The organism is Halorhodospira halophila, assembly GCF_016653405.1.
GTDB lineage: Bacteria > Pseudomonadota > Gammaproteobacteria > Nitrococcales > Halorhodospiraceae > Halorhodospira > Halorhodospira halophila_A.
In genome coordinates this window covers 32,630-57,388 of record NZ_NHSN01000025.1, presented here as the reverse complement: position 1 = coordinate 57,388, position 24,759 = coordinate 32,630, and the positions used below count along the sequence as shown (strand labels likewise).

General features: G+C 66.9%; 25 protein-coding genes and 1 tRNA gene. 23 read left to right on the top strand and 3 right to left on the bottom strand.

The window, feature by feature from the left end:
* Nucleotides 1-15: 15 nt before the first annotated feature.
* Nucleotides 16-840: an ABC transporter permease gene (locus CCR79_RS09590; protein WP_370641468.1), complete on the bottom strand. Its 825-nt coding sequence runs from the start codon at nucleotides 838-840 to the stop codon at nucleotides 16-18.
* Nucleotides 837-1,799 (bottom strand): ABC transporter ATP-binding protein, encoded by a 963-nt coding sequence (locus tag CCR79_RS09585; protein ID WP_201171505.1) that lies wholly within the window; start codon nucleotides 1,797-1,799, stop codon nucleotides 837-839. Before CCR79_RS09585 ends, CCR79_RS09590 begins: the two co-directional genes overlap by 4 nt.
* Before the next feature lie 245 nt (nucleotides 1,800-2,044).
* Here CCR79_RS09585 and CCR79_RS09580 point away from each other — a divergent pair, with 245 nt between their 5' ends.
* The 5 genes from CCR79_RS09580 (at nucleotide 2,045) to CCR79_RS09560 (ending at nucleotide 8,382) form a co-directional block, all read left to right on the top strand.
* Nucleotides 2,045-2,806 (top strand): phosphoadenylyl-sulfate reductase, encoded by a 762-nt coding sequence (locus CCR79_RS09580; RefSeq protein ID WP_201171503.1) that lies wholly within the window; start codon nucleotides 2,045-2,047, stop codon nucleotides 2,804-2,806.
* Nucleotides 2,807-2,971: 165 nt separating this feature from the next.
* Complete coding sequence (gene carA / locus CCR79_RS09575) at nucleotides 2,972-4,111, top strand: glutamine-hydrolyzing carbamoyl-phosphate synthase small subunit (RefSeq protein ID WP_201171502.1); 1,140 nt, start codon at nucleotides 2,972-2,974, stop codon at nucleotides 4,109-4,111.
* A gap of 60 nt (nucleotides 4,112-4,171) precedes the next feature.
* The gene (gene carB, locus CCR79_RS09570; protein WP_201171498.1) at nucleotides 4,172-7,393 is read left to right on the top strand and encodes a carbamoyl-phosphate synthase large subunit; all 3,222 of its coding nucleotides are present in this window, start codon (nucleotides 4,172-4,174) and stop codon (nucleotides 7,391-7,393) included.
* Complete coding sequence (gene greA / locus CCR79_RS09565; RefSeq protein WP_201171485.1) at nucleotides 7,390-7,866, top strand: transcription elongation factor GreA; 477 nt, start codon at nucleotides 7,390-7,392, stop codon at nucleotides 7,864-7,866. The genes carB and greA overlap by 4 nt, the downstream gene beginning before the upstream one ends.
* Before the next feature lie 42 nt (nucleotides 7,867-7,908).
* Nucleotides 7,909-8,382 carry a DUF4149 domain-containing protein gene (locus CCR79_RS09560; RefSeq protein WP_201171484.1) on the top strand — a complete coding sequence of 158 codons (474 nt, stop codon included), beginning with the start codon at nucleotides 7,909-7,911 and terminating at the stop codon, nucleotides 8,380-8,382.
* A gap of 19 nt (nucleotides 8,383-8,401) precedes the next feature.
* Here the strand turns inward: CCR79_RS09560 and yhbY are convergent, their stop codons facing one another.
* Complete coding sequence (gene yhbY / locus CCR79_RS09555) at nucleotides 8,402-8,692, bottom strand: ribosome assembly RNA-binding protein YhbY (RefSeq protein ID WP_201171483.1); 291 nt, start codon at nucleotides 8,690-8,692, stop codon at nucleotides 8,402-8,404.
* A gap of 11 nt (nucleotides 8,693-8,703) precedes the next feature.
* Here yhbY and CCR79_RS09550 point away from each other — a divergent pair, with 11 nt between their 5' ends.
* The 18 genes from CCR79_RS09550 to CCR79_RS09465 all read left to right on the top strand — a co-directional run bounded on the left by CCR79_RS09550 (nucleotide 8,704) and on the right by CCR79_RS09465 (nucleotide 24,727).
* A complete protein-coding gene (locus tag CCR79_RS09550; RefSeq protein WP_201171479.1) occupies nucleotides 8,704-8,976 on the top strand; it encodes a hypothetical protein in 273 nt (90 codons plus the stop codon).
* A complete protein-coding gene (locus CCR79_RS09545) occupies nucleotides 8,963-9,601 on the top strand; it encodes an RlmE family RNA methyltransferase (RefSeq protein WP_201171477.1) in 639 nt (212 codons plus the stop codon). Before CCR79_RS09550 ends, CCR79_RS09545 begins: the two co-directional genes overlap by 14 nt.
* Before the next feature lie 46 nt (nucleotides 9,602-9,647).
* A complete protein-coding gene (gene ftsH / locus CCR79_RS09540; protein WP_201171475.1) occupies nucleotides 9,648-11,606 on the top strand; it encodes an ATP-dependent zinc metalloprotease FtsH in 1,959 nt (652 codons plus the stop codon).
* Nucleotides 11,606-12,454, top strand: a complete 849-nt coding sequence (gene folP / locus CCR79_RS09535; RefSeq protein WP_201171465.1) for a dihydropteroate synthase — start codon at nucleotides 11,606-11,608, stop codon at nucleotides 12,452-12,454. The genes ftsH and folP overlap by 1 nt, the downstream gene beginning before the upstream one ends.
* A 27-nt stretch (nucleotides 12,455-12,481) precedes the next feature.
* Nucleotides 12,482-13,849, top strand: a complete 1,368-nt coding sequence (glmM, locus tag CCR79_RS09530) for a phosphoglucosamine mutase (RefSeq protein ID WP_201171463.1) — start codon at nucleotides 12,482-12,484, stop codon at nucleotides 13,847-13,849.
* Nucleotides 13,850-13,917: 68 nt separating this feature from the next.
* Nucleotides 13,918-14,667, top strand: coding sequence for a triose-phosphate isomerase (gene tpiA, locus CCR79_RS09525; RefSeq protein ID WP_201171461.1), 750 nt, complete (start codon nucleotides 13,918-13,920; stop codon nucleotides 14,665-14,667).
* Between the two features lie 9 nt (nucleotides 14,668-14,676).
* A complete protein-coding gene (secG, locus tag CCR79_RS09520) occupies nucleotides 14,677-15,093 on the top strand; it encodes a preprotein translocase subunit SecG (protein WP_201171459.1) in 417 nt (138 codons plus the stop codon).
* 99 nt (nucleotides 15,094-15,192) lie between these two features.
* A tRNA-Leu gene (locus CCR79_RS09515) sits at nucleotides 15,193-15,277 on the top strand.
* Nucleotides 15,278-15,532: 255 nt separating this feature from the next.
* The gene (locus tag CCR79_RS09510) at nucleotides 15,533-15,889 is read left to right on the top strand and encodes an NADH-quinone oxidoreductase subunit A (RefSeq protein ID WP_011814551.1); all 357 of its coding nucleotides are present in this window, start codon (nucleotides 15,533-15,535) and stop codon (nucleotides 15,887-15,889) included.
* Nucleotides 15,880-16,356 (top strand): NuoB/complex I 20 kDa subunit family protein, encoded by a 477-nt coding sequence (locus CCR79_RS09505; RefSeq protein WP_011814550.1) that lies wholly within the window; start codon nucleotides 15,880-15,882, stop codon nucleotides 16,354-16,356. Before CCR79_RS09510 ends, CCR79_RS09505 begins: the two co-directional genes overlap by 10 nt.
* Before the next feature lie 9 nt (nucleotides 16,357-16,365).
* Nucleotides 16,366-17,106: an NADH-quinone oxidoreductase subunit C gene (locus CCR79_RS09500; RefSeq protein ID WP_201171457.1), complete on the top strand. Its 741-nt coding sequence runs from the start codon at nucleotides 16,366-16,368 to the stop codon at nucleotides 17,104-17,106.
* Entirely contained in the window at nucleotides 17,099-18,352 is a 1,254-nt protein-coding gene (locus tag CCR79_RS09495; RefSeq protein WP_201171456.1) for an NADH-quinone oxidoreductase subunit D, read from the top strand. Before CCR79_RS09500 ends, CCR79_RS09495 begins: the two co-directional genes overlap by 8 nt.
* Entirely contained in the window at nucleotides 18,349-18,861 is a 513-nt protein-coding gene (nuoE, locus tag CCR79_RS09490) for an NADH-quinone oxidoreductase subunit NuoE (RefSeq protein ID WP_201171454.1), read from the top strand. The genes CCR79_RS09495 and nuoE overlap by 4 nt, the downstream gene beginning before the upstream one ends.
* A gap of 21 nt (nucleotides 18,862-18,882) precedes the next feature.
* Nucleotides 18,883-20,163: an NADH-quinone oxidoreductase subunit NuoF gene (nuoF, locus tag CCR79_RS09485; RefSeq protein ID WP_201171452.1), complete on the top strand. Its 1,281-nt coding sequence runs from the start codon at nucleotides 18,883-18,885 to the stop codon at nucleotides 20,161-20,163.
* A complete protein-coding gene (gene nuoG, locus CCR79_RS09480) occupies nucleotides 20,160-22,547 on the top strand; it encodes an NADH-quinone oxidoreductase subunit NuoG (RefSeq protein WP_201171449.1) in 2,388 nt (795 codons plus the stop codon). Before nuoF ends, nuoG begins: the two co-directional genes overlap by 4 nt.
* Before the next feature lie 33 nt (nucleotides 22,548-22,580).
* Complete coding sequence (gene nuoH, locus CCR79_RS09475) at nucleotides 22,581-23,594, top strand: NADH-quinone oxidoreductase subunit NuoH (RefSeq protein WP_201171444.1); 1,014 nt, start codon at nucleotides 22,581-22,583, stop codon at nucleotides 23,592-23,594.
* A gap of 13 nt (nucleotides 23,595-23,607) precedes the next feature.
* On the top strand, nucleotides 23,608-24,099 hold the full coding sequence (nuoI, locus tag CCR79_RS09470; RefSeq protein WP_201171441.1) for an NADH-quinone oxidoreductase subunit NuoI: 492 nt from the start codon (nucleotides 23,608-23,610) through the stop codon (nucleotides 24,097-24,099).
* Nucleotides 24,100-24,115: 16 nt separating this feature from the next.
* Nucleotides 24,116-24,727, top strand: coding sequence for an NADH-quinone oxidoreductase subunit J (locus CCR79_RS09465; RefSeq protein ID WP_201171439.1), 612 nt, complete (start codon nucleotides 24,116-24,118; stop codon nucleotides 24,725-24,727).
* The last annotated feature ends 32 nt before the right edge of the window (nucleotides 24,728-24,759 follow it).

The following is a 24,759-nucleotide window of genomic DNA, read 5'->3' as shown; positions in this document are numbered from 1 at the left end:
TGCACGGGCTACGGATCAGGAGCGCAGCCCTGTCCCCCGGTTTAGCAGATAGAGGGCAAACCCGCCGAAGGCCGCGATGAAGGCGAGCATCATCGCGTACGACACGGCGATGTGGACGTCGGCCGAGCCGAGGATGCCGTAGCGGAAGGCGTTGACCATGTAGAGGATTGGGTTGGCCAGCGACACCCCCTGCCAGAACTCCGGCAGCAGCGAAATCGAGTAGAACACGCCGCCGAGGTAGGTCAGCGGGGTCAGAACAAACGTGGGGATGATGGCGATGTCGTCGAACTTGCGCGCGTAGATGGCGTTGATGAAGCCGCCGATGGAGAACAGCACCGCGGTCAGGACCACCACCGAGATGGTGATTGCCCAGTTGTGGATGGGCAGGGAGGTGAACATCAGCGCCACGGCGGTGACGATCGCGCCGGTGAACAGCCCGCGCCCCACACCTCCGGCGACATAGCCCAGCAGGATGACGATGTTGGGTGTCGGCGAGACCAGCATCTCCTCGATGTGGCGCTGGAACTTGGCGCCGAAGAACGACGAAACCACGTTGTTGTAGGAGTTGGTGATCACCGCCAGCATGATGATGCCGGGGGCGATGTACTCCATGTATCGGTAGCCCTCCATCTCGCCGACCCGTTCGCCGATCAGGGCGCCGAAGATCACGAAGTAGAGGGTCATGGTGATCGCCGGCGGCACCAGGGTCTGGATCCAGATCCGCAGATAGCGGTGGGTCTCCTTGTAGACAATGGTCTGCAGCGAGACCAGGGCGGCGCGGGTTCGCGACGGCGTACCCTGGCTGCCGTAGCGGCGCGGGGATCCCTGGGGCCGGTTCAAGAGACGACCTCCTGCCTATCGGCGTTGTCCGGCGTCACCGGAGCCGGGTCGCTGCTCTCTACCAGGCGCAGGAAAAGTTCCTCGAGGCGGTTCGACTTGTTGCGCATGCTGCTGACCGTGATCCCGTGCTTGGAGAGGGCGGCGAACAGGTCAGTCAGAGCTCGGCCGCGCGGCACCTCCGCTTCCAGGACGTAGTCATCAACCTGGCGCAGGGCGAAGTCGTCCAGCTGCGGCAGCGGCCGGGGGACCCGATCGACGTCGAGCAGGAAGGCGTGGGTGGACAGGCGCTGGAGCAGGCTCTTGACGTCGGTGTTCTCGATGATCCGTCCATCATCAATGATGGCGATGTCCTTGCAGAGGCTCTCGGCCTCCTCGAGGTAGTGCGTGGTGAGGATGATGGTGGTGCCCTGGTCGTTGATGTGGCGCAGGAAGTCCCACATGGAGCGGCGCAGCTCGATGTCCACGCCGGCGGTGGGCTCGTCGAGGATCAGAAGCTGCGGTTCGTGCATCAGCGCCCGGGCGATCATCAGCCGGCGTTTCATCCCGCCGGAGAGCGTGCGCGAGACGGTCTCACGCCGTTCCCACAGGCCCAGGCTATGGAGGTAGTGCTCGGCACGCTGGCGGGCTAACCGGCGCGGGATACCGTAGTAGCCGGCCTGGTTGACCACGATCTGCTCCACGGTCTCGAAGGTGTTGAAGTTGAACTCCTGCGGGACCAGGCCGATGGAAGACTTGACCGCCCAGGGGTCGCGGTCCAGGTCGTGGCCAAAGACGCGTACCGTCCCGCCGCTCTTGTTGACCAGCGTCGAGACGATCCCGATGAGGGTGGATTTGCCCGCCCCGTTGGGTCCCAGCAGCCCGAAGAAAGCGCCCGCGTCGACGGTCAGATTGATGCCGTGCAGCGCGATATGCCCCCCGGCGTAGGTCTTGGTCAGGTCGGAGACGGCTAGGGCGGTCAAAGGGTGTCCTCGGGTTCATGGAGAAACCTCTCATGGTAGGGGGTGTGCCGGTTTTTTTGTAGGGCGGTCGGGATGCCGCGGGGGGATATGCCGGGCTGTGGTAACAAAATGCCGAATCCGTATTTCACGCCGCCGGCAGAGGCGCCTAGGGTGAGCAAGGGTGCAGACGCCGGTGAGGCCCGCCGCAGCGTCTGGGGCGGTCGGCTCGTCCGGATCAAGGCGGGAACAGACGGGGAGGCAGATCGATGAGCGAATCCCGAGCAGTATCTGTCGAGCGGGACTTGGCGCCGGCGCTCAGGGCGCGGGTTTGTCAGGCCGTGCAGGTCCTGGAGCGGGTCGAGGGCGAGCTGCTGCCCGCGGCGCTGGCCTCCAGCTTCAGCGCCGAGGACATGGTGCTGCTGGACCTGATCCGCGGGCACGCGCCGGGGATCGGGGTCTTTACCCTGGATACCGGGCGGCTGCCGGCGGAGACTTACGCACTGCAGCAGCAGGTGCTGGAGCGTTACGGCCCGGTGGTGCGCACCTACTTCCCCAATCCGGCTGAGGTGGAGGGTTTTGTGGCGCATTACGGCGCCAACGGGTTCTACCATGGCATCGAGGCCCGGCGGGCGTGCTGCCATGCCCGGAAGGTGGCGCCGCTGCAGCGCGCCCTGGCTGGGCAGCGTGCCTGGCTGACCGGGATGCGCCGCGCCCAGGCCGTCTCCCGCCAGGAGGTGGTCGTTGAGGGGTTCGACGAGCACCACGGCCTAGTGAAGGTCAACCCGCTGGCGGAGTGGCGTGAGGACGATGTATGGGCCTACCTGCGCAGCCGCCGTGTGCCGTACAACGAACTCTACGATCAAGGGTATCGCAGTATCGGGTGTGCGCCGTGTACCCGGCCGGTTGCTCCGGGTGAGGATGCCCGCGCCGGGCGGTGGTGGTGGGAGGCATCGGGTCAGCGCGAGTGCGGCCTGCACCGGGCTCCGGCGGGGGCGACCGGGTGGTTGAAATGCGCCGCAAAGCCGTGACAGATCACCGCTGGCCCCGGTAGAATACCGGCGTCTACGCGCCGGAGGGCGCGGTTTGGCGATTCCATGGACGGGAGGGGTAAACCCTCCCGTTTTTTGCATGCCCGCACCCCGTCCGTGGCTTGTCCGGGCGGGGCCGTTGAGCTCCAGACAGGGGAGGCTGCGTTGACCCGGCCAGCACTGCTCGTCCTCCAGGACGGTACGGTTTTCCACGGCGAGGCGGTGGGCGCCGACGGGGCCGTCACCGGCGAGGTGGTCTTCAATACCGCGATGACGGGTTACCAGGAGATCGCCACCGACCCGTCCTACGCCGGTCAGATCGTGACCCTGACCTACCCCCACATCGGCAACACCGGCATCAACAGCGTCGACCGCGAGGACGACCGCGCTCGGCTGGCGGGGCTGGTGGTGCGCGATGTGCCGCCGCGGGCCAGCAACTGGCGTGCCGAGAAGGGGCTGACGGCCTGGCTGCGTGACCAGGGGGTGGTGGCGATTTCCGGGATCGATACCCGCAAGCTAACCCGCCGCCTCCGCGAGGGCGGAGCCCAGGGTGGTTGCCTGGTCGCCGGCGAGTCGCTGGACGAGGCCTGGGCGCTGGCTCAGGCCCAGGGCTACGGCGGCATGAGTGGCCGTGACCTGGCCGGCGAGGCGGGCACCAAGACCCGTCGGCCGTGGCAGCGCGGGACCTGGACCCTGGACGATGGTCTTGCCGATGCGGCGGAGCGCGGTGAGTCGGGGCGATACCACGTGGTGGCTTTCGATTACGGGATCAAGCAGCAGATCCTGCGCCTGCTGGTCGACGCCGACTGCCGGGTCACGGTGGTACCGGCGCGGACCGGGGCTGCGGATGTCCTCAAGCTGCAGCCGGACGGCTTGTTCTTCTCCAACGGGCCGGGTGACCCGGAGCCGATGGACTACGCGGTGGCGACCATCCGCGAGCTCTTGGAGGAGCATCGCATCCCGACCTTCGGCATCTGCCTGGGCCATCAGCTGCTGGGGCTGGCCAGCGGGGCGCGGACCGAGAAGATGAAATTCGGCCACCACGGTGCCAATCACCCGGTGATCGACCTGGCCTCCGGGCAGGTGCTGATCTCCAGCCAGAACCACGGCTTCGCGGTGGACGAGGGCAGCCTTCCCGACCACCTGGAGGCGACGCACCGCTCGCTGTTCGACGGCTCGCTACAGGGTATCCGGCGCACCGACGTGCCTGCCTTCAGCTTCCAGGGCCACCCGGAGGCAAGCCCCGGTCCCCACGACATGCGTCCGCTGTTCCAGCGCTTCGTCGAGATAATGGAGCGTGACTGAGCACTGCGCAGCCGCATCACAGGCGACCGCCGACCACTGGACCCCGAGCACTCTGGAATCATGCCGAAAAGAACTGACATCCAATCGATCCTGATCATCGGCGCCGGCCCCATCGTCATCGGCCAGGCGTGCGAGTTCGACTACTCCGGGGCGCAGGCGTGCAAGGCGCTGCGTGAGGAGGGCTACCGGGTCATCCTGGTCAACTCCAACCCGGCGACCATCATGACCGACCCGGAGACCGCCGATGCGGTCTATATCGAGCCGGTGGAGTGGCAGACGGTCTCGCGGATCATCGAGCGCGAGCAGCCCGATGCGGTCCTGCCGACCATGGGTGGGCAGACGGCGCTCAACTGCGCCCTCGACCTGGTCAAGCACGGCGTGCTGGAGCGCTTCGGTGTTGAGATGATCGGCGCCACCCGTGAGGCGATCGACAAGGCCGAGGAGCGCGAGGCGTTTCGCGCCGCCATGTCGCGGATCGGGCTCGAGTCGCCGCGCGCCGAGATCGCCCGCTCTATGGCCGAGGCCCAGGCGGCGCAGGCACGGATCGGCTTCCCGGTCATCATCCGCCCGTCCTATACCCTGGGCGGCTCCGGCGGCGGCATCGCCTACAACCGGGAGGAGTTTCACGAGATCGTCGAGCGCGGCCTCGACCTCTCCTACACCAACGAGGTGCAGCTCGAGGAGTCGGTCCTCGGCTGGAAGGAGTACGAGATGGAGGTCGTGCGCGATCGCCACGACAACGCCATCATCATCTGCTCCATCGAGAACCTCGATCCCATGGGGGTGCACACCGGTGATTCGGTCACGGTGGCCCCTGCGCAGACCCTCACCGACAAGGAATACCAGCTGATGCGCGACGCATCGCTGGCGGTGCTGCGGGAGATCGGCGTGGAGACCGGCGGCTCCAACGTCCAGTTCGCCATCAACCCGGACAACGGGCGCATGGTGATCATCGAGATGAACCCGCGGGTGTCGCGCTCGTCGGCGCTGGCCTCCAAGGCGACCGGCTTCCCCATCGCCAAGGTGGCGGCCAAGCTGGCGGTCGGCTACACGCTCGACGAACTGCGCAACGAGATCACCGGTGGTGCCACCCCGGCCTCCTTCGAGCCGACGATCGACTACGTCGTCACCAAGATCCCGCGTTTCACGTTTGAGAAATTCCCGCAGGCCGACTGCTACCTGACGACCCAGATGAAGTCCGTGGGCGAGGTCATGGCCATCGGACGGACCTTCCAGGAGTCTTTCCAGAAGGCCCTGCGGGGACTGGAGCAGGATCTGTCCGGGCTCGACGAGCGGCTCGACCACAGTCGCACGGACGTGCGCGATACGGTGCGCCACTCGCTGCGTCAGCCGACCCCGGATCGGGTACTGCACCTGGGGGATGCGTTCCGGGTCGGCTTCACCCTCGATGAGGTCCACGGCATGACGGCCATCGACCCGTGGTTCCTCGCGCAGGTCGAGGAGCTGATCGCCGTGGAGGGGGAGGTCGCCGCCTCGACCCTGGACGACTGTGATGCCGGGGCGCTGCTGCGCCTCAAGCGGCGCGGTTTCTCCGATGCCCGTCTGGCGGCCCTGTGGGGCGTCAAGGAGTCCCAGGTGCGCCAGCGCCGCCGCGATCTGGGCGTGCGGCCGGTGTTCAAGCGGGTGGACTCCTGCGCCGCCGAGTTCCCCACCGCCACCGCCTACCTCTACTCCACCTACGAGGAGGAGTGCGAGGCAGAGCCGAGCGGACGCAAGAAGATCATGGTTCTCGGCGGCGGGCCGAACCGTATCGGGCAGGGGATCGAGTTCGACTATTGCTGCGTCCACGCCTCGCTGGCCCTTCGCGATGACGGCTACGAGACCATCATGGTCAACTGCAACCCCGAGACCGTCTCCACCGACTACGACACCTCGGATCGGCTTTACTTCGAGCCGTTGACCCTGGAGGACGTGCTGGAGGTGGTCGAGACGGAGCAGCCGGACGGGGTGATCGTCCAGTACGGCGGGCAGACGCCGCTGAAGCTCGCCCGCGAACTCGAGGCCGCCGGGACGCCGATCATCGGTACGACCCCGGACTCCATCGATCTGGCCGAGGACCGGGAGCGCTTCCAGGACATGATCGGCCGCATCGATCTGATGCAGCCGCCGAACCGCACCGCCCGCACGGAGACCGAGGCCCTGCAGCTGGCTGCCGAGATCGGTTATCCGCTGGTGGTGCGCCCCTCGTACGTCCTTGGTGGTCGGGCGATGGAGATCGTCTACGAGGAGAGCGAGCTGCGCCAGTACATGAACGAGGCCGTGCGGGTTTCGCACAACTCGCCGGTGCTGCTTGACCGCTTCCTCGACGATGCCGTGGAGGTCGACGTGGACGCCGTCAGCGACGGCGATCAGGTGGTGATTGGCGGCATCATGCAGCATATCGAGCAGGCCGGCGTCCACTCCGGCGACTCCGCCTGCTCTATCCCGCCCTACACGCTGGGGCAGGATGTGCAGGATCGGATCCGCGAGCAGGTGCGCCTGCTCTCCCGGGAGCTCGGGGTGGTCGGGCTGATGAACGTGCAGTTCGCCATCCAGGGGCAGCGCATCTTCCTACTGGAGGTCAACCCGCGCGCCTCGCGGACCGTGCCCTACGTCGCCAAGGCGTGTGGCGTGCCGCTGGCCAAGGTGGCCGCCCGCTGCATGGCCGGCCGCACCCTGGCGGAGCAGGGGGTGGTGAACGAGGTCATCCCTAACTACTATTCCGTAAAAGAGGCGGTCTTCCCGTTCCTCAAGTTCCCCGGTGTTGATCCCATCCTCGGTCCGGAGATGAAGTCTACCGGCGAAGTGATGGGTATTGGCGCCTGTTTCGGGGAGGCCTACGCGAAGGCTCAGCTGGCTGCGGGGGTGACCCTGCCGCGGGGCGGCTGTGCCTTTGTCAGTGTGCGTGAGGTGGACAAGGAGGCAGCGGTCGAGGTGGCGCGGGACCTGGTTCGGCGCGGCTTTCGCTTGATCGCCACCCATGGCACCGCGGCCGCCCTCGAGGAGGCGGGCCTGGAGGTGCGCCGGATCAACAAGGTCATCGAGGGTCGGCCGCATGTCGTGGACGCCATCAAGAACGACGAGATCGATCTGATCGTGAATACCACCGAGGGGCGGCAGGCCATTGCCGACTCCTACTCGATCCGCCGCGAGGCGCTGCAGCGCAAGGTCTGCTACACGACGACCATCGCGGGTGCCCGGGCCACGTGCCTGGCACTGGATCACATGAAGGACTGGGAGGCCCGCCCCCTTCACGCCCTGCACAGGGAGATGACGGGATGAGCAAGATACCGTTGACGGTTCGTGGCGCAGAGAAGCTGCGTGAGGAGCTTCAGCGGCTCAAGCACGAGGATCGCCCGCGGGTCATCCAGGCGATTGCCGAGGCGAGGGAACACGGCGACCTAAAAGAGAACGCCGAGTATCACGCCGCGCGCGAGCAGCAGAGTTTTATTGAGGGCCGTATCCAGGAGATCGAGGGCAAACTGTCCAACGCCCAGATCATTGACCCGGCGACGGTGCAGGCGGCCCCGAAGATCGTCTTCGGGGCGACCGTGGCGCTCGAGGACACCGACACCGAGGAGACGGTCAGCTATCAGATCGTTGGCGAGGACGAGGCGGACATCAAGCAGCACCTCATCTCGGTCAACTCGCCCATCGCCCGCGCGCTGATCGGCAAGGAGGAGGGTGACGAGGCCGTGGTGCAGGCCCCGGGCGGTGAGCGGACCTATGAGATCGTCGAGGTCCGCTATGAGTAGGTGCGGGCAGCTTGCCCGCAGCGGCCCGGCGGTGGAGGTGCGGTGCTGATCCGCGCGGCCGAGCGGGTGGCGCTGACGATGCTGGCCGGCGCGCTGTGGAGCGTCGGCTACATCGTCTCGCCATTGCTGTTTCGCACGCTGGAGGACACCGCCCAGGCGGCGGCGTTGGTCGGCGAGATCACCGGCCTGGTGGCTTGGATCGCCCTGGTGTGTGCCGCGCTGCTGATACCGACACAGTTGCGCCACCGGATCCGTCCGCTGGCGGCCCACTGGCGGCTGTGGCTGCTGGTGCTGTTGGCGGTCGTGCTGGCGGTGGGAGAGTTCTGGGTGCGGCCACCGATGGCGGTTTTAACTGAGCAGGCCGGTGAAGTCGGGTACCTCTCGGCCCTGCGTGCCGCCGAAAGCCTCTACTTCGTGGCCAGTGCCATTGCGCTGGTCCTGGTACTCGGCGGGATCGAACCGCGGCTGGCGGCAGGTGACGGTGATGCCGTCGACACCGCGGAACAGGGACGCTGAGCGTCTGCCGCGCGGGAGCTCAGATCAGGACTTGGCTCTTCTCCGGGTTCTCTCGATAGAGCAGGACGATCCGCCCGATGGTCTGGACCACGATCGCCCCGGTCTGTTCGGCAATCTCCTCGGTCATGGCCTGGCGCTCCTCCTTGCTGGCGCCGGCGAGCTTCACCTTGATCAGCTCGTGGTCGTCCAGGGCACGCTCAATCTCCTCCAGGACCCCCTCGCTGAGGCCGGCGGCCCCGGTCAGGACGACGGGCTTGAGGGCGTGGCCGAGCCGGCGGAGTTGCTTGAGTTGATCCGGATCTAGATGCATGGAGGTGTTTGGTGCCTGGTGACGATAAAGCAAGAAGGCTATCACGCCGTGGCGTGGTCCGGGCAAGCGGCGGGCCGCTGCGCGAGGTCAAGATCGAGCTGGGTGTGGTGGTGCTGGTGATCATCTCGGCGTACTTCCTGACGCTGGGTCTCGATCTCGCCGCCTGGCAGGAGGCGCTCGGCGTGCTGGTGGTCGCCAGCCTGGGTGCCGGCTGGGTCGTGCTGCGCGCACGTGCCGTGGCGCGCCGCCGCGTGGCGGAAGGGGGCGGGCATGGCGGCCTGTAGGCGGCGGCGCAGCGGCTGCAACTCCCGGGCCCGGCGGAGCCGGCACGAAAGCGATCCGTTCGTCCGCCGTGCCCGTGCTGAGGGGTGGCGCTCGCGGGCAGCACTTAAGCTCGAGGCGATCGACCAGCGCGACGGGCTCCTGCGCCCCGGTCAGGTGGTTGTTGACCTGGGCGCCGCACCCGGTGGGTGGTCGCAGCTGGCGGCGCCGAAGGTGGGCGCGTCGGGGTTGGTCGTCGCCATCGACCTGCTGGAGATGGAACCCCTGCCCGGGGTTACGTTCGTCCACGCCGACTTTTCCACCGACGACGGGCTGCGCGCCGTGGAGACCGCGCTGGGCGGGCGCCCGGTGGATGTGGTGCTCTCCGACATGGCGCCGAATCTGACCGGGCACAGCGCGGTGGATCAGCCGGCGGCGATGGGGCTGGCGGAACTCGCCGCCGACTTTGCCGGTCAATTCTTGCATAAGGATGGTGACTTCCTCGTCAAGGTCTTCCACGGCGAGGGGTTCGACACGTTCCGCGGCGAGCTGACACGGCGCTTCTCCCGCGTCCTCTCTCGCAAACCGGACGCCTCCAGGTCGGGCAGTCGGGAGGTCTACCTTCTGGCTCGCGGTCCGACGGTATAGTAAGGTGCCTATCAGGTGCCGCATTCAGGCAGATTGAGGTGACGCCGTGAGCGACATGGCCAAGAATCTGATCCTTTGGGTCATCATCGCCGTCGTGCTGATGTCCGTATTCAGCAACTTCCAGGAGCAGTCGGCGGATGTGACCGAGAAGGTCCCCTACTCCGAGTTCCTCAACGAGGTCGAGCGCGGCAATATCCGCGAGGTGCTGATCCGGGGCGAGGAGATCACCATCCAGCACGCCGACGGCAACGAGTACCTGACCTTCAACCCCGAGGTGGACAACCGGGCGCTGATCGGCGAACTGCTCGAGCACGGCGTCACCATCGATGCGGAGCGGGCTGAGGAAGACAGCATGCTCCTGCAGATCCTCATCTCGTGGACGCCCTTCCTGCTGCTGATCGCCGTGTGGATCTACTTCATGCGCCAGATGCAGGGAGGCGGTGGCGGCCGCGGGGCGATGTCCTTCGGCAAGAGCAAGGCCAAGATGATGACCGAGGAGCAGAGCAAGCACAGCTTCTCGGACGTGGCCGGCTGCGACGAGGCCAAGGAGGACGTCAAGGAGCTTGTGGACTTCCTGCGCGACCCAAGCAAGTTCCAGAAGCTCGGCGGGACCATCCCGCGCGGCGTGCTCATGGTCGGGCCGCCGGGAACCGGCAAGACCCTGCTCGCCAAGGCCATCGCCGGCGAGGCGCGGGTGCCGTTCTTCTCCATCTCCGGGTCGGACTTCGTCGAGATGTTCGTCGGCGTCGGCGCCTCCCGGGTGCGGGACATGTTCCAGCAGGCCAAGAAGCAGGCGCCGTGCATCATCTTCATCGATGAGCTGGACGCCGTCGGCCGTCAACGCGGCGCCGGGCTCGGTGGTGGTCACGACGAGCGCGAGCAGACGCTAAATCAGATGCTCGTCGAGATGGACGGTTTCGAGGGCAGCGAGGGCATCATCGTCATCGCCGCCACCAACCGGCCGGACGTGCTCGACCCGGCACTGCTGCGCCCCGGCCGCTTCGACCGCCAGGTGGTGGTGCCGCTGCCGGATGTGCGCGGACGCGAGCAGATCCTGAACGTGCACATGCGCAAGGTGCCCATGGCCGACGACGTCCGGCCCGAGATCATCGCCCGCGGAACGCCGGGCTTCTCCGGGGCCGATCTGCAGAACTTGGTCAACGAGGCGGCGCTGTTCGCAGCGCGGGCCAACAAGGAGGCCGTCGATCAGACGGACTTCGAGCAGGCCAAGGACAAGATCATGATGGGCTCCGAGCGCAAGTCCATGGTGATGAAGGAAGACGAGAAGAAGCTCACGGCCTACCACGAGGCTGGGCACGCCATCGTCGGCCTGCGCACCCCGGAGCATGATCCGGTCCATAAGGTGACGATCATCCCACGCGGTCGTGCGTTGGGCGTGACCATGTTCCTCCCGGAAGAGGATCGGTACAGCTACACCAAGCAGCGCCTGGACAGCATGATTGCCAGCCTCTTTGGCGGCCGGATCGCCGAGGAGCTGATCTTTGGCAACGACCGGGTCACCACCGGTGCCCAGAACGACATCCAGCGGGCCACCGAGATTGCCCGCAACATGGTCACCAAGTGGGGGCTCTCGGCGCGGCTTGGCCCGCTTGCCTACGGCGAAGAGGAGGGCGAAGTCTTCCTCGGCCGCTCGATGGCGCAGCAGAAGGAGGTCTCGGACGAGACGCAGCACGCCATCGACGAGGAGGTCCGGGCGGTGATCGACAGCAACTACACCGCCGCGGAGAAGATCCTCCAGGAGAACCTGGAAAAGCTCCATATCATGGCCGATGCCCTGATGAAGTACGAGACCATCGACCGCGACCAGATCGATGACATCATGCAGGGCAAGGAGCCCCGGCCGCCCAAGGGGTGGCAGGATCGCGATCAGGGCGGTGGCTCCACCGACGAGGGCGAGACGGTCGGGGTTGACGACCAGGCCGAAACGGATGGCAAGGACGACGGCCGCGAGGGACCCATCGGCGGACCCGTAGGCGAACACTGATGGTGGCGTTGTCCGACGGGGCGGTTCTCCATTGCGGGGGCCGCCCCCTCTCGTTAGATCGGCCGCGGGTTATGGGCGTGCTCAACGTGACCCCGGACTCCTTTTCGGACGGGGGCCACTTCCTCGACCTGGAGCAGGCGCGCGCCCATGCCCGGCGGATGGTGGCCGAGGGCGCCGACCTGATCGATGTCGGAGGCGAGTCGAGCCGCCCCGGTGCGCCGCCGGTGCCGCTGGAGCAGGAGCTTGAGCGAGTGGTCCCGGTCGTCGAGGCCCTGGCCCGCGAGGTCGATTGCCCGATCTCCGTGGACACCTACAAGCCCGAGGTGGCCCGCGAGGCGGTAGCCGCCGGGGCGGGTTTGATCAACGACATCCGTGCGCTGCAGGAGCCGGGGGCCGCGGAGGCAGCCGCCGGGCTGGGCGTCCCAGTGTGTCTGATGCACATGCAGGGTCAGCCCCGGACCATGCAGGATGCGCCGAGCTACAATGACGTGGTGACCGAGGTGGCCGAATGCTTGGCGGAACGGATGGCCGCCGCCGAGGAGGCCGGGCTGCCACGCGAGCGCATGCTGCTCGATCCGGGGTTCGGTTTCGGTAAGACGCTGGAGCACAACTACCAGCTGCTCCGGCACCTGGATCGGATCGTGGCGCTCGGACCACCGGTGCTCGTCGGCATGTCGCGCAAGTCCATGATCGGCAAACTGCTGGATCGCCCGGTGGAGGAGCGGTTGCCAGGCAGCCTGGCGGCGGCGGCCGTCGCCGTGTACCAGGGGGCACGGATCATTCGTGCCCACGATGTTGGGGCGACCGCCGACGCGGTGCGGGTGGCAGCGACGGCCGCGAGCGCCTAGGCAAGTGCACTGAAAGGGAACACGGACTTGGCCGAGCAGAGAATCTATTTCGGAACCGATGGCATCCGCGGGCGGGTCGGCGAGGCGCCGATCACCCCGGACTTCGTCCTCAGGCTGGGCTGGGCGGCTGGCCGTGTCCTCGTCGGCGAGGGGCAGCGCAAGGTGGTCATCGGCAAGGACACCCGGCTGTCCGGGTACATGTTCGAGTCCGCCCTCGAGGCCGGTTTCGCGGCCGCCGGCGTGCACAGTCTGATGCTCGGGCCCATGCCGACCCCGGCCATTGCCTACCTGACGCGGACCCTCCATGCCCGGGCCGGTGTCGTCATCAGCGCCTCGCACAACCCGCATTACGATAACGGGATCAAGTTCTTCGGCCCGGATGGCTACAAGCTCGACGACGCCACCGAAGAGGCCATCGAGCGACTGCTCCAGGACGGGCCGCCGCAGATGGTCCCCTGCCAGGAGCTGGGCCGCGCGACCCGTATCAACGACGCGGTCGGGCGGTACATCGAGTTCTGCAAGGGCTCTGTGGGTCGGCGCATCGACCTGCGCGGTCTCCGGGTCGTGGTTGACTGCGCCCACGGTGCCACCTACCAGGCGGCACCGGCGGTGCTCCGCGAGCTGGGTGCCGAGGTGGTGCTCATCGGCCACGAGCCGGACGGGCTGAACATCAATGTCGATCACGGCTCCCAGCACCCGGAGCGTCTGTGCCGGCGGGTGGTGGACGAGTCCGCGGATGTCGGTGTGGCGTTCGACGGCGACGGCGACCGGGTGATCATGGCCGACCGGTCCGGCCGCCTGATCGATGGCGATGGTCTGCTCTATATCATCGCTACGGCCCGGGTGGCCCGTGGTCAGGCGTGCGGACCGGTGGTCGGCACCCAAATGACCAACCTCGGCCTGGAGGTGGCGCTGCAGGAGCTGGGGCTTCCCCTGGAGCGGACCCGGGTGGGCGACCGTTATGTCCTCGAGCGGCTGCTGCAGGTCGGCGGTGTGCTGGGCGGTGAGTCCTCCGGTCATATCATCTGCCTGGATCGGACCACCACCGGCGACGGGCTGATCTCGGCGCTGCAGGTGCTCGAGGCCATGGTGACCACCGGCCGGCCGCTGGATGAGCTGGTCGCCGGGATGCAGTACTATCCACAGCGTCTGGTCAATGTGCCGATCGAGCGTGGCGTGGACGTACTCGGGTTGCCGGCGGTCAACGAAGCGGTCAGCGAGGCCGAGCAAGAGCTCGGCGAACGGGGGCGGGTGTTGTTGCGTCCGTCGGGGACAGAGCCGCTGCTGCGGGTGATGGTCGAGGGCGCCGACGGGGCGCAGGTGGATCGCCTGGTCGAGTCGCTGGCGGAGACCGTGGCCAGCGCGGCCCGGGGTGCGGCCACCGACCCGATTTGATTTCAGTCGCTTGTGTAGATAGGCTTCGTCAGCTTCACAGGAATCCATAGACAGGGTTGGGTCTAGGCATGCGGCGCAAGATCATTGCTGGTAACTGGAAGATGAACGGCGACCAGGATCTGGTCCGCCGCGTTGCGGAGCACGCTGCCGACAGCGGTGGCGATGCCGAGCTGGCGGTCTGCCCGCCGTATCCCTTGCTCGCGGCGGCCGCATCGCAGCTGCCATTCGGTGTGGCGCTGGGTGCGCAGGACGTCAGCGAGTACGAGTCGGGCGCCTACACCGGCGAAGTGTCGGCGGGCATGCTGCTCGAGGCGGGGTGCCGTTACGTGATCGTCGGGCACTCGGAGCGTCGGACGCTCTACGGCGAGGACAACGGCCGGGTGGCCGGCAAGTTCGTGGCGGCGCGCAATGCCGGGCTGACCCCGATCCTGTGCGTTGGCGAGACCCTGGCCGAGCGAGATGCCGAGCGCACCGAGACTGTGGTAGGTGAACAGCTCGACGCTGCCATCGACGCCGTGGACGGGGCGGCCTTCCAGGGGGCGGTCATCGCCTATGAGCCGGTCTGGGCCATTGGGACCGGGCGGACCGCAACCCCGGAACAGGCGCAGGCGGTGCACGCTTTCATCCGTCAGCGCGTTGCGGAGCGCGATGGCAATGAGGTGGCCGACCAGCTGCGCATCCTCTACGGGGGCAGCATGAAGGCGGACAATGCCGCCGAGCTCCTGGCCCAGCCGGATATCGACGGCGGTCTGATCGGTGGCGCGTCGCTGGATCCCGACAGCTTCCTTTCGATTTACAACGCAGCCGCGGAGGGCTGAGGTAGACCCATGTTTGAAGCGTTGCTTGCCGTCCATATCGTCATCGCCGTTGCCCTGGTGGTGCTGGTCCTGCTGAACCAGGGGAAGGGCGCTGACATGGGAGCCGCCTTCGGCAGCGGTGCCTCGAGCACCGTCTTCGGCTCGCGCGGCGCAGCGACCTTCATGACCAAGCTGATTGCGACCCTGGGTACGACCTTCTTCCTGACCAGCCTGGGGCTGGCGGTGATCGCCTCGCAGGGGATCGGCGGCGGCGCTTCGGTGATTGGCGACGACGACGTGCTCGAGAGCGAGGAAGAGACGGAAGAGGAGGATCCGGAGGCGCCGGCGGCTCCGGACATGCCGGCGGAGCAGGAGGCCCCCGCGCCTGAGGCGCCGGGTCAGCCGGTGGAGCCGGACGCGCCTGCGGAAGAGGGTGAAGCGGAGTAGCCCCTTTTCCGCGATTGCGGGATTGAATCGCGGGATCAGGGTTGCTATCATGCGTCCCGCGTTGGGGCAGAGTAAACGCCCAACCGCAACTGTCTACGTGCCGAAGTGGTGGAACTGGTAGACACGCCGTCTTGAGGGGGCGGTGGCGAAAGCCGTGCCGGTTCGAGTCCGGCCTTCGGCACCATCTATATCTCTCCTTCCTCAGCGCGCACTCGCGCGATATCCCGCACCCTGATCGTCCCTGTCTGGTCACGCCGGTTGGCGGGATTGATTTCCCGCAACCGTCACGATCGTTTGTCGGCACGATAACGTCTTTAAAATCAGGAAGTTAAAAAAGCCGCTGAGTTGACACGGAGAGAGACCGCTCCGTAAACTCCAGCGATGTTCGACACGGGGGCGGGGCACCGGTCCCGTGTTCTCACCAGCGGAGCGGCGAACGATGCTAGAGAATTACCTCCCGGTTCTGCTCTTCATTGTCGTCGGGCTCGTCTTCGGCGTCCTGCCTCTGGCTGCCGGGTTCGTGCTCGGTCCTCGGCGTGAAGATCCGGAAAAGCAGTCGCCTTACGAGTGCGGCTTCGAGGCCTTCGAGGATTCGCGCATGAAGTTCGACGTGCGCTATTACCTCGTCGCCATTCTGTTCATCCTCTTCGATCTCGAGATCGCCTTCCTCTTCCCTTGGGCAGTTGTGTTGGACGACATTGGGCTGTTCGGCATCTTGGCCATGGGCCTATTTGTCGGGCTTCTCGTGATCGGTTTGCTCTACGAGTGGCGTAAAGGGGCGCTGGAATGGGAGTAGAAGGCATCCTGGAGCGGGGGTACGTGACGACCTCCGCGGATAAGCTGATCAACTGGGCGCGGACCGGCTCCCTGTGGCCCATGACCTTCGGCCTGGCCTGCTGTGCCGTCGAGATGATGCACACCGCCGCGGGGCGCTACGACATGGACCGCAACGGTCTGATCTTCCGGCCCAGCCCGCGGCAGTCTGATGTGATGATTGTCGCCGGCACGCTCTGCAACAAGATGGCCCCGGCGCTGCGCAAGGTCTACGACCAGATGCCGGAGCCGAAGTGGGTGATCTCCATGGGGTCGTGTGCCAACGGCGGGGGGTACTACCACTACTCCTACTCGGTGACGCGCGGCTGCGACCGCATCGTCCCCGTGGACATCTACGTCCCCGGTTGTCCACCCACGGCCGAGGCCCTGTACTACGGCATCCTGCAGCTGCAGAACAAGATCCGCCGGACCAATACCATCGCACGTTGAGGGAGAGTCATGGCTGAGCCCGAGAGCCTGTTGGAGCAGCTCCGCGGCCATTTCGGTGGTCGTTTGACCGATTGCTGGCTCGAGCGCGGCGAGGTGACGCTGGAGGTCCGGCCCGCCGAGTTGGTTGCGGTGATGACCGAGCTGCGTGATGCCGCCGATTGGCGTTTCGAGCAGCTGTCCGATGTCGCCGGGGTCGACTACGCCGCCTACGGCCAGGATGAGTGGATCACCGAGTCGGCGACCGGGACAGGCTTCAGCCGCGGGGTGACCGAGCCGGGGTTTGGGCGTCTGGGCCTGACCGGCATCTACGGGGTGCAGTCGATCGAGGAGCGGACCGGCCGGCGTTTCGCGGCGGTCTATCAGCTGCTGTCGTTGACGCACAATCAGCGCCTTCGCGTGCGCTGCTTCGCCGAGGATGACGACCTGCCGGTATTGCCCTCTGTGTCGGGCCTCTGGCCGTCCGCCAATTGGGCCGAAAGGGAGGCTTTCGACCTGTACGGTATCGTTTTCGAAGGCCACCCGGATCTGCGCCGGATCCTCACCGATTACGGTTTTGTCGGGCACCCCTTCCGCAAGGACTTCCCGCTGATCGGCAACGTAGAGCCGCGCTACGACCCCGAGAAGGGGCGTGTCGTCTACGGGCCGGTGGAGATCGAGCCGCGGGTGCTCGTGCCGCGGGTGATCCGCGAAGACAACCGTTACGCCGCACCGCACAAGGCGGAAGGCACGGAGGGACAAGCCGATGGCTGAGTTCCAGAGCTATACCCTGAACTTCGGCCCGCAGCACCCGGCGGCGCACGGGGTGCTGCGCCTGGTGCTGGAGATGGAGGGGGAAACGGTGCGCCGCGCCGACCCCCACATCGGTCTGCTGCACCGGGCGACGGAGAAGCTGGCCGAATCCAAGCCGTACAATCAGTCCATCGGCTACATGGACCGGCTCGACTACGTCTCGATGATGTGCAACGAGCACGGCTATGTGCGCGCGATCGAGAAACTGCTCGGTATCGAGCCGCCGCTGCGGGCGCAGTATATCCGCACGATGATGGACGAGGTCACCCGCATCTTGAACCACCTGATGTGGCTCGGCGGGCACGGGCTCGACGTCGGCGCCATGACCGCGTTCCTGTATACCTTCCGCGAGCGCGAGGATCTCATGGATGTCTACGAGGCGGTCTCGGGCGCGCGGATGCACGCGACCTACTACCGCCCGGGCGGGGTGCACCGCGACCTGCCCGACCAGATGCCCAAATACGAGCCCTCGCCCTACCGCAGCGAGAAGGAGTTGCGTGAGATGAACCGCGCCCGCGAGGGCTCGGTGCTCGACTTTCTCGACGACTTTTGCGAGCGCTTCCCCGCCTGCGTGGACGAGTACGAGACGCTGCTGACCGAGAACCGGATCTGGAAGCAGCGACTGGTGGACATCTGCCCGGTCTCCGCCGAGCGTGCCGTGGAACTCGGCTTTACCGGTCCGCTGCTGCGCGGCTCCGGAGTGGCCTGGGACCTGCGCAAGAAACAGCCTTACGCCGCCTACGACCGGGTCGACTTCGACATCCCGGTCGGCGTCAACGGTGACTCCTACGACCGCTACTTGGTGCGTGTCGAGGAGATGCGCCAGTCGGTGCGCATTATCAAGCAGTGCGTGGACTGGCTGCGCGACAACCCGGGCCCGGTGCGGGTCGACGATCCGAAGGTGACCCCCCCGACCCGGGAAGAGATGAAAGACGACATGGAGTCGCTCATCCACCACTTCAAGCTCTTCACCGAGGGGTACTGCACGCCGCCCGGCGAGGTTTACGCCGCGGTAGAGGCGCCCAAGGGCGAGTTTGGCGTCTACCTGATCTCGGACGGCGCCAACAAGCCGTACCGCTTAAAGGTCCGGCCGCCGTGCTACTACCACCTGGCGGCTACTGACGAGATGATCCGCGGCTACATGCTGGCGGACGTGGTGACCCTGATCGGCTCGCTGGATGTGGTGTTCGGGGAGGTGGATCGGTGACGGAGCAGACGGTGGCAGCAGAGACCCTGAGCGCGGACCAGTGCCGGCGTATCGACCACTGGCTGGCTAAGTATCCCGATGACGAGCAGGGGCGGGCGTCGGCGATCATCCCGGCGCTGCACATCCTGCAGGATGATAACGGCGGCTGGCTGGAGCGGCGTCACGTGGCGGCGGCCGCAGACTACATCGGCATGCCCCGGGCCAGCGCCTTCGAGGTGGCGACCTTCTACTCCATGTTTCACCTCGATGAGCCGGTGGGCCGGCACAAGGTCAATATCTGCACCAATATTTCGTGCTGTCTCAACGGCGCCGATGAGCTGGTGGCCTACGCCGAGGAGAAGCTCGGGATCCGGCTCGGCGAGACGACGCCGGACGGACGCATCACGCTGGTGCGCGAGGAGGAGTGCCTGGCCGCCTGCACGCGGGCGCCGATGATGGTCGTCGACGGGCACTACTACACCCATCTGACCCGCGAGCGGATCGACGAGATCCTCGACGGGCTGAGCTGAGCCGCAGGGCGCGGAGGGGTCATGGTCAACCAAGTTTGTTATACGACCCTGGGCTATGACGAGCCGTGGAGCCTGGAGACCTACCGCAAGGTGGGTGGCTACAAGGCCCTCGAGCGCGTGCTGCGCACGCCCATGTCGCCCCAGGAGGTCATCGACGAGGTCAAGCAGAGCGCCCTGCGCGGTCGGGGCGGTGCCGGCTTCCCGCCGGGGATCAAGTGGGGGTTCATGCCCCGCGACAGTGCCGGGCAGAAGTACCTGATCTGCAACTCGGATGAGTCCGAACCGGGAACCTGCAAGGATCACGACATCCTGCGTTTCAACCCGCATGCGGTGGTCGAGGGGATGATCATCGCCGGCTACGCCATGGGCGCGAGCGTCGGCTACAACTACCTGCGCGGCGAATTCCATCACGAGCCGTTCGAGCGTATGGAGCAGGCGGTGGCCGAGGCCCACCAGGCCGGCTACCTGGGGCAGAACATCCTCGACTCGGGCTTCGATTTTCAGCTCCACAACCACTACGGTGCCGGCGCCTATATCTGCGGCGAAGAGTCGGCACTCATGGAGTCGCTCGAGGGCAAGAAGGGCCAGCCCCGATACAAGCCGCCTTTCCCGGCGCAGGTCGGCATCTACGGCAAGCCGACGACCATCAACAACACCGAGACCCTCGCCTCGGTGCCTGCGGTCATCCGCAATGGCGCCGACTGGTTCCTCAACCTCGGTAGGCCGAACAACGGCGGCGAGAAGATCTTCTCCGTCTCCGGTCACGTCGAGCGCCCCGGCAACTACGAGATCCCGATGGGCATCCCCTTCCGCGAGCTACTGGAGATGGCCGGCGGTGTGCGTGGTGGTCGCCGGCTCAAGGCGGTGATCCCCGGCGGCAGCTCGACGCCGGTGGTCCCCGGCGAGACCATGCTCGAGACCGACATGGACTACGACAGCATTGCTGCAGCCGGCTCCATGCTCGGCTCCGGGGCCGTGGTGGTGATGGACGATACCACGGACATGGTGCGCATCCTCGCCCGTATCACGCGCTTCTATTACGCCGAGTCCTGCGGGCAGTGCACGCCGTGTCGTGAAGGCACCGGCTGGCTCTATCGCGCGGTCCAGCGGATCCATGAGGGGCGCGGCACCCACGACGACCTACGCATGCTCGAGGAGGTGCCGGGGCAGATCGCCGGGCACACCATCTGCGCCTTCGGTGATGCGGCGGCAACTCCGGTGCAGAGCTTCATCCAGCACTTCCGGCACGAGTTCGAGCACTACATCGAGCACGGTCGATCCCCGGTGGAGGCAGCGGCATGAGCGCAAACGAGGAGACGGTCACCATCGAGGTCGATGGGTGCTCCATCGAGGCCCGCAAGGGCGAGATGCTGATTCAGGCCACCGACCGTCACGGGATCCACGTCCCGCGGTTCTGCTACCACAAGCACCTCTCGGTGGTGGCCAACTGTCGGATGTGCCTCGTCGAGGTCGAGAAGGCGCCGAAACCGCTGCCGGCGTGCGCCACGCCAGTGGCTGACGGCATGGTGGTGCGCACTACATCGGCGACGGCGATCAAGGCGCAGCGCGGGGTGATGGAGTTCCTGCTGATCAACCACCCGCTCGACTGCCCAATCTGCGACCAGGGCGGCGAGTGCGAGTTGCAGGACATCTCCATGGGGTACGGCCGCGGGATCTCGCGCTTTACCGAAGGCAAACGCTCCGTGGCCGACGAGGACCTTGGCCCGCTGGTCGCCACGGAGATGACCCGCTGCATCCACTGCACCCGCTGTGTGCGCTTCCTCGACGAGGTGGCCGGGCAGAAGGAACTCGGTGGCATGGGGCGGGGCGAGCACATGGAGATCTCGACCTACCTGGAAACGGGGCTAAGCTCGGAGCTCTCCGGCAACGTGATCGACCTCTGCCCGGTTGGAGCGCTGACCAACAAGCCGTTCCGTTTCCGGGCCCGTCCGTGGGAGCTGCTCAGCTTCCCAGCGGTCTCCCCCCACGACGGGGTCGGCTCGAACCTGGCGCTGCACACCCTGCGCGGACGTATCCAGCGGGCGGTGCCGCGCGAGAACGAGGCCATCAACGAGACCTGGATCGCCGACCGCGACCGGTTCGCCATTGAGGGGGTCGACCACGCCGACCGGCTTGTGCAGCCGATGATCAAGCGCGACGGCCGTTGGCACGAGGTGCCCTGGGAGACGGCACTCGATCGCGCCGCGGGGGCCCTGCAGGGGGTCGTCCAGCGCCACGGCGCTGATGGTCTGGGCGGGCTGCTGGCGCCGAGCGCCACCCTCGAGGAACTCTACCTGGCGGCGCGACTGCTGCGCGGTCTGGGGAGCGGGAACGTCGACCACCGGCTCCGCGAGGTGGACACCTCGGACCAGGAACAGGCACCGCCCTTCCCCTATCTCGGGCAGGAGATCGCCGAGCTCGAGCAGGTCGATGCGGCGCTGCTGGTCGGGGCCTATACCCGACACGAGCAGCCGCTGATCAACCACCGCCTGCGCAAGGTCGCGCGTTCGGGCGCGCAGATCATGGCCCTGAACCCCCGGGGGTTCGATTGGAACCTGCCGCTGGCCTCAGAGCAGGCCGTTGCGCCGGCGCAGCTGGTTGCCGAGTTCGGCGCGGTGGCGGTGGCAGTGGCCGAGGGAGCCGGGCGCTCGCTGCCCGACGAATTGGCTGCCGTGGCCGGACCGGTGACGGATCACGCCCGCGAGGTGGCGCGCCGGTTGGCCGCGGCGCAGCGGCCCACGGTGCTGCTCGGCAACCTCGCCAGCAGTCATCCGCAGGCTGCCGCGTTGCGGGCCCTGGGCAGCTGTATCGCGGAGTTCTGCGGCGGGCGCCTCGGGGTTCTCGCCGAGGCCGGCAATACCGCCGGCGGCTGGTTGGCCGGCGCGGTGCCACATCGTCAGGCCGGCGGCGTGGCGGCACAGCCGGCCGGACGCAGCGCCGACGCCATGCTGCGCGCCGGGCTCAAGGGGTATCTGCTGCTGAACGTCGAGCCGACCCGCGATCTATGGGATCCGCAGGCCGCCCGGCAGGCCATGGAGCAGGCCGAAGAGGTGGTGGCCATCACGGCCTTCGCCGACGAGCAGCTGCGCGCCCAGGCCGACGTCCTGCTGCCGATGGGCGCTTTCGGCGAGAGTGCCGGGACGTACGTCAACAACGAGGGCCGCTGGCAGAGCTGCCGTGGTGTGGCGGAGCCTCCCGGCGAGGCACGCCCGGGCTGGCGCGTCCTGCGTGCCCTGGGCACGGTCCTCGGGCTGGAGCGCTTCGAATACAACGACATCGCCGATGTTTACGGCGAGCTGGCCGGGCTCTGTCGGGATCTGAGGCCGGGGTCGCACTACCCGGCCACGGCGGTGGCCGCCGGGGCGAAGACGGGGCAGGGCTTGGCGCTGGCCGGTGGTGTGCCGATCTACGCCGGCGATCCGCTGGTGCGGCGCGCGCGGCCACTGCAGCAGGCGCCGATTGCCGGGCGGGCCGAGGTGGTGCTTGCCCCGCAGACGGCGGCCGAACTCGGGTTTTCGCAGACGCAGCCACGCCGCGTCCGGGTCCGTGCCGACAGCGGGGTGGCGGAGCTGCCGCTGGTCGTGGATGACGCCGTGCCGGCAGGCGTGGCCTGGATTCCTGCCGGGCTGGATGAGCGTGCGGCGCTCGGCGGCCCTTACGGGACCGTCTCGCTGGAAGCGCTCTAGGCCGCAGAGCCGCAGAAAAGGACGATCGAGGGCATGTACGAGACACTCTTCTGGCAGTTCGCCAAGATCTGGGCCGTCCTGATCCCGCTGTTCCTGGCCGTGGCCTATTTCACCTACGTCGAGCGGCGGGTGATCGGTCACATGCAGGATCGACGCGGGCCCAACCGGGTCGGTCCCCGCGGGCTGCTGCAGCCCATTGCCGATGCGCTGAAGCTCCTTTTCAAGGAGATCACCATCCCGACCTACGCCAGCCGGACGCTGTTCTTGATCGCCCCGGCGATGGCCATCATGCCGGCCCTGGCCGCGTGGGCGGTGATCCCCTTCGACGACGGCCTGGTGGTGGCGGATATCAACGCTGGTCTGCTCTACATCCTGGCGATGACCTCGCTGGGGGTGTACGGACTGATCATCGCCGGCTGGGCCTCCAACTCCAAGTACGCGCTGCTCGGTACCTTGCGCGCCTCGGCCCAGGTCGTGTCTTACGAGATCGCCATGGGGTTCGCGCTGGTCGGTGTGTTGCTGGCCGCCGGGACGATGAACCTCACCGGCATCGTCAACGCCCAGGCCGGTCCGTTCTGGGAGTGGTTCTGGCTGCCGCTGCTGCCGCTGTTCCTGATCTACTGGATCTCCGGCGTCGCCGAGACCAACCGGGCGCCGTTCGACATTGCCGAGGGCGAGTCCGAGATCGTTGCCGGTTTCCACGTGGAGTACTCGGGAATGGCCTTCGCGGTCTTCTTCCTGGCCGAGTACGCCAACATGCTGCTCATCTCGTTCCTCGCGGCGACTCTGTTCCTGGGCGGGTGGCACTCGCCCTTCGAGGGGCTGCCGGTGCTTGGGCCAGCGTTCGACTGGGTCCCCGGGATCGTCTGGCTGTTCGCGAAGGCTGCCTTCTTCGCCTTCTGCTACCTGTGGTTCCGCGCCACCTTCCCGCGCTACCGCTACGACCAGCTCATGCGGCTGGGCTGGAAGGTTCTGATCCCGGCCACCGTGGTCTGGCTGGTGGTGCTCACCGGCTTGGTCTACGGCGGCGTCGGTCCTTGGTTCTGACGGGGGTACGGTCATGAGACCGCTAAACGACTATCTGAACAGCTTCCTGTTCACCGAGCTGCTGCGCGGACTGCGGCTGACGGCGGGGCACATGTTCTTCCGACGCAGCGTCACGCTGGAGTTCCCGGAAGAGCGGGCGCCGAAGTCGCCGCGTTTCCGGGGGCACCTGGCCCTGCGTCGATACCCCAACGGCGAGGAGCGCTGTATCGCCTGCAAGCTCTGCGAGGCGGTGTGCCCGGCGCTGGCGATCACCATCGATTCACACCAGCGCGCCGACGGCACACGGCGCACCACGCGCTACGACATCGACATGTTCAAGTGCATCTACTGCGGCTTCTGCGAGGAGTCCTGCCCGGTAGACTCCATCGTCCTGACCCGGCTCGACACCTTCCACATGGAGCGTCGCGAGGAGCGGGTCGCCGACAAGCAGAAGCTGCTGGCCATGGGTGACAAGTACGAGAGCCAGCTGGCGGCCGATCGCGCCGCCGATGCGCCCTACCGGTAATGGGAGCCTCGGGCTTATGGAACAGGTGATCTTCTACATCTTCGCCGGGGTGCTGCTGTTCGCGGCGACCATGGTGATCTCCGTGCGCAACCCGGTCCACGCGGCGCTGTTCCTGGTGCTCGCGTTCTTTAACGCTGCGGTGATCTGGGTACTGGCCGGTGCCGAGTTCCTCGGCATCGCCCTGGTGTTGGTGTACGTCGGCGCGGTGATGGTGCTCTTCCTCTTCGTGCTGATGATGCTCGATATCAACATCGCCCCGATGCGCGAAGGGTTTACCCGCTACCTGCCGGTCGGGGCACTGGTGGCGGTCCTGATGGCCGCGCAGCTGGTGGCGGTCATCGTCTCCGAGCGGGCGGACCTGGTCAGTGGGACCATCCCCGAGCCGGCGGCGGACGTGAACAATATCCAGGCGATTGGCGGGGTGTTGTACACGGTCTACGTCTACCCGTTCGAGATCGCGGCGGTGATCCTACTGCTGGCCATCGTTGCCGCGATCACCCTGACGCTGCGCCGGCGCGAGGGGACGCACAAGCAGGATGTGCCCCGGCAGCTGTCGGTCAAGAAGGACGACCGCCTGCGCATGGTGCGCATGAAGTCCTCGCGACGGCAGGACCATACGCGGAACTGAGGGCCCGAAGCCGGGCAAACGACTAGCGAAGG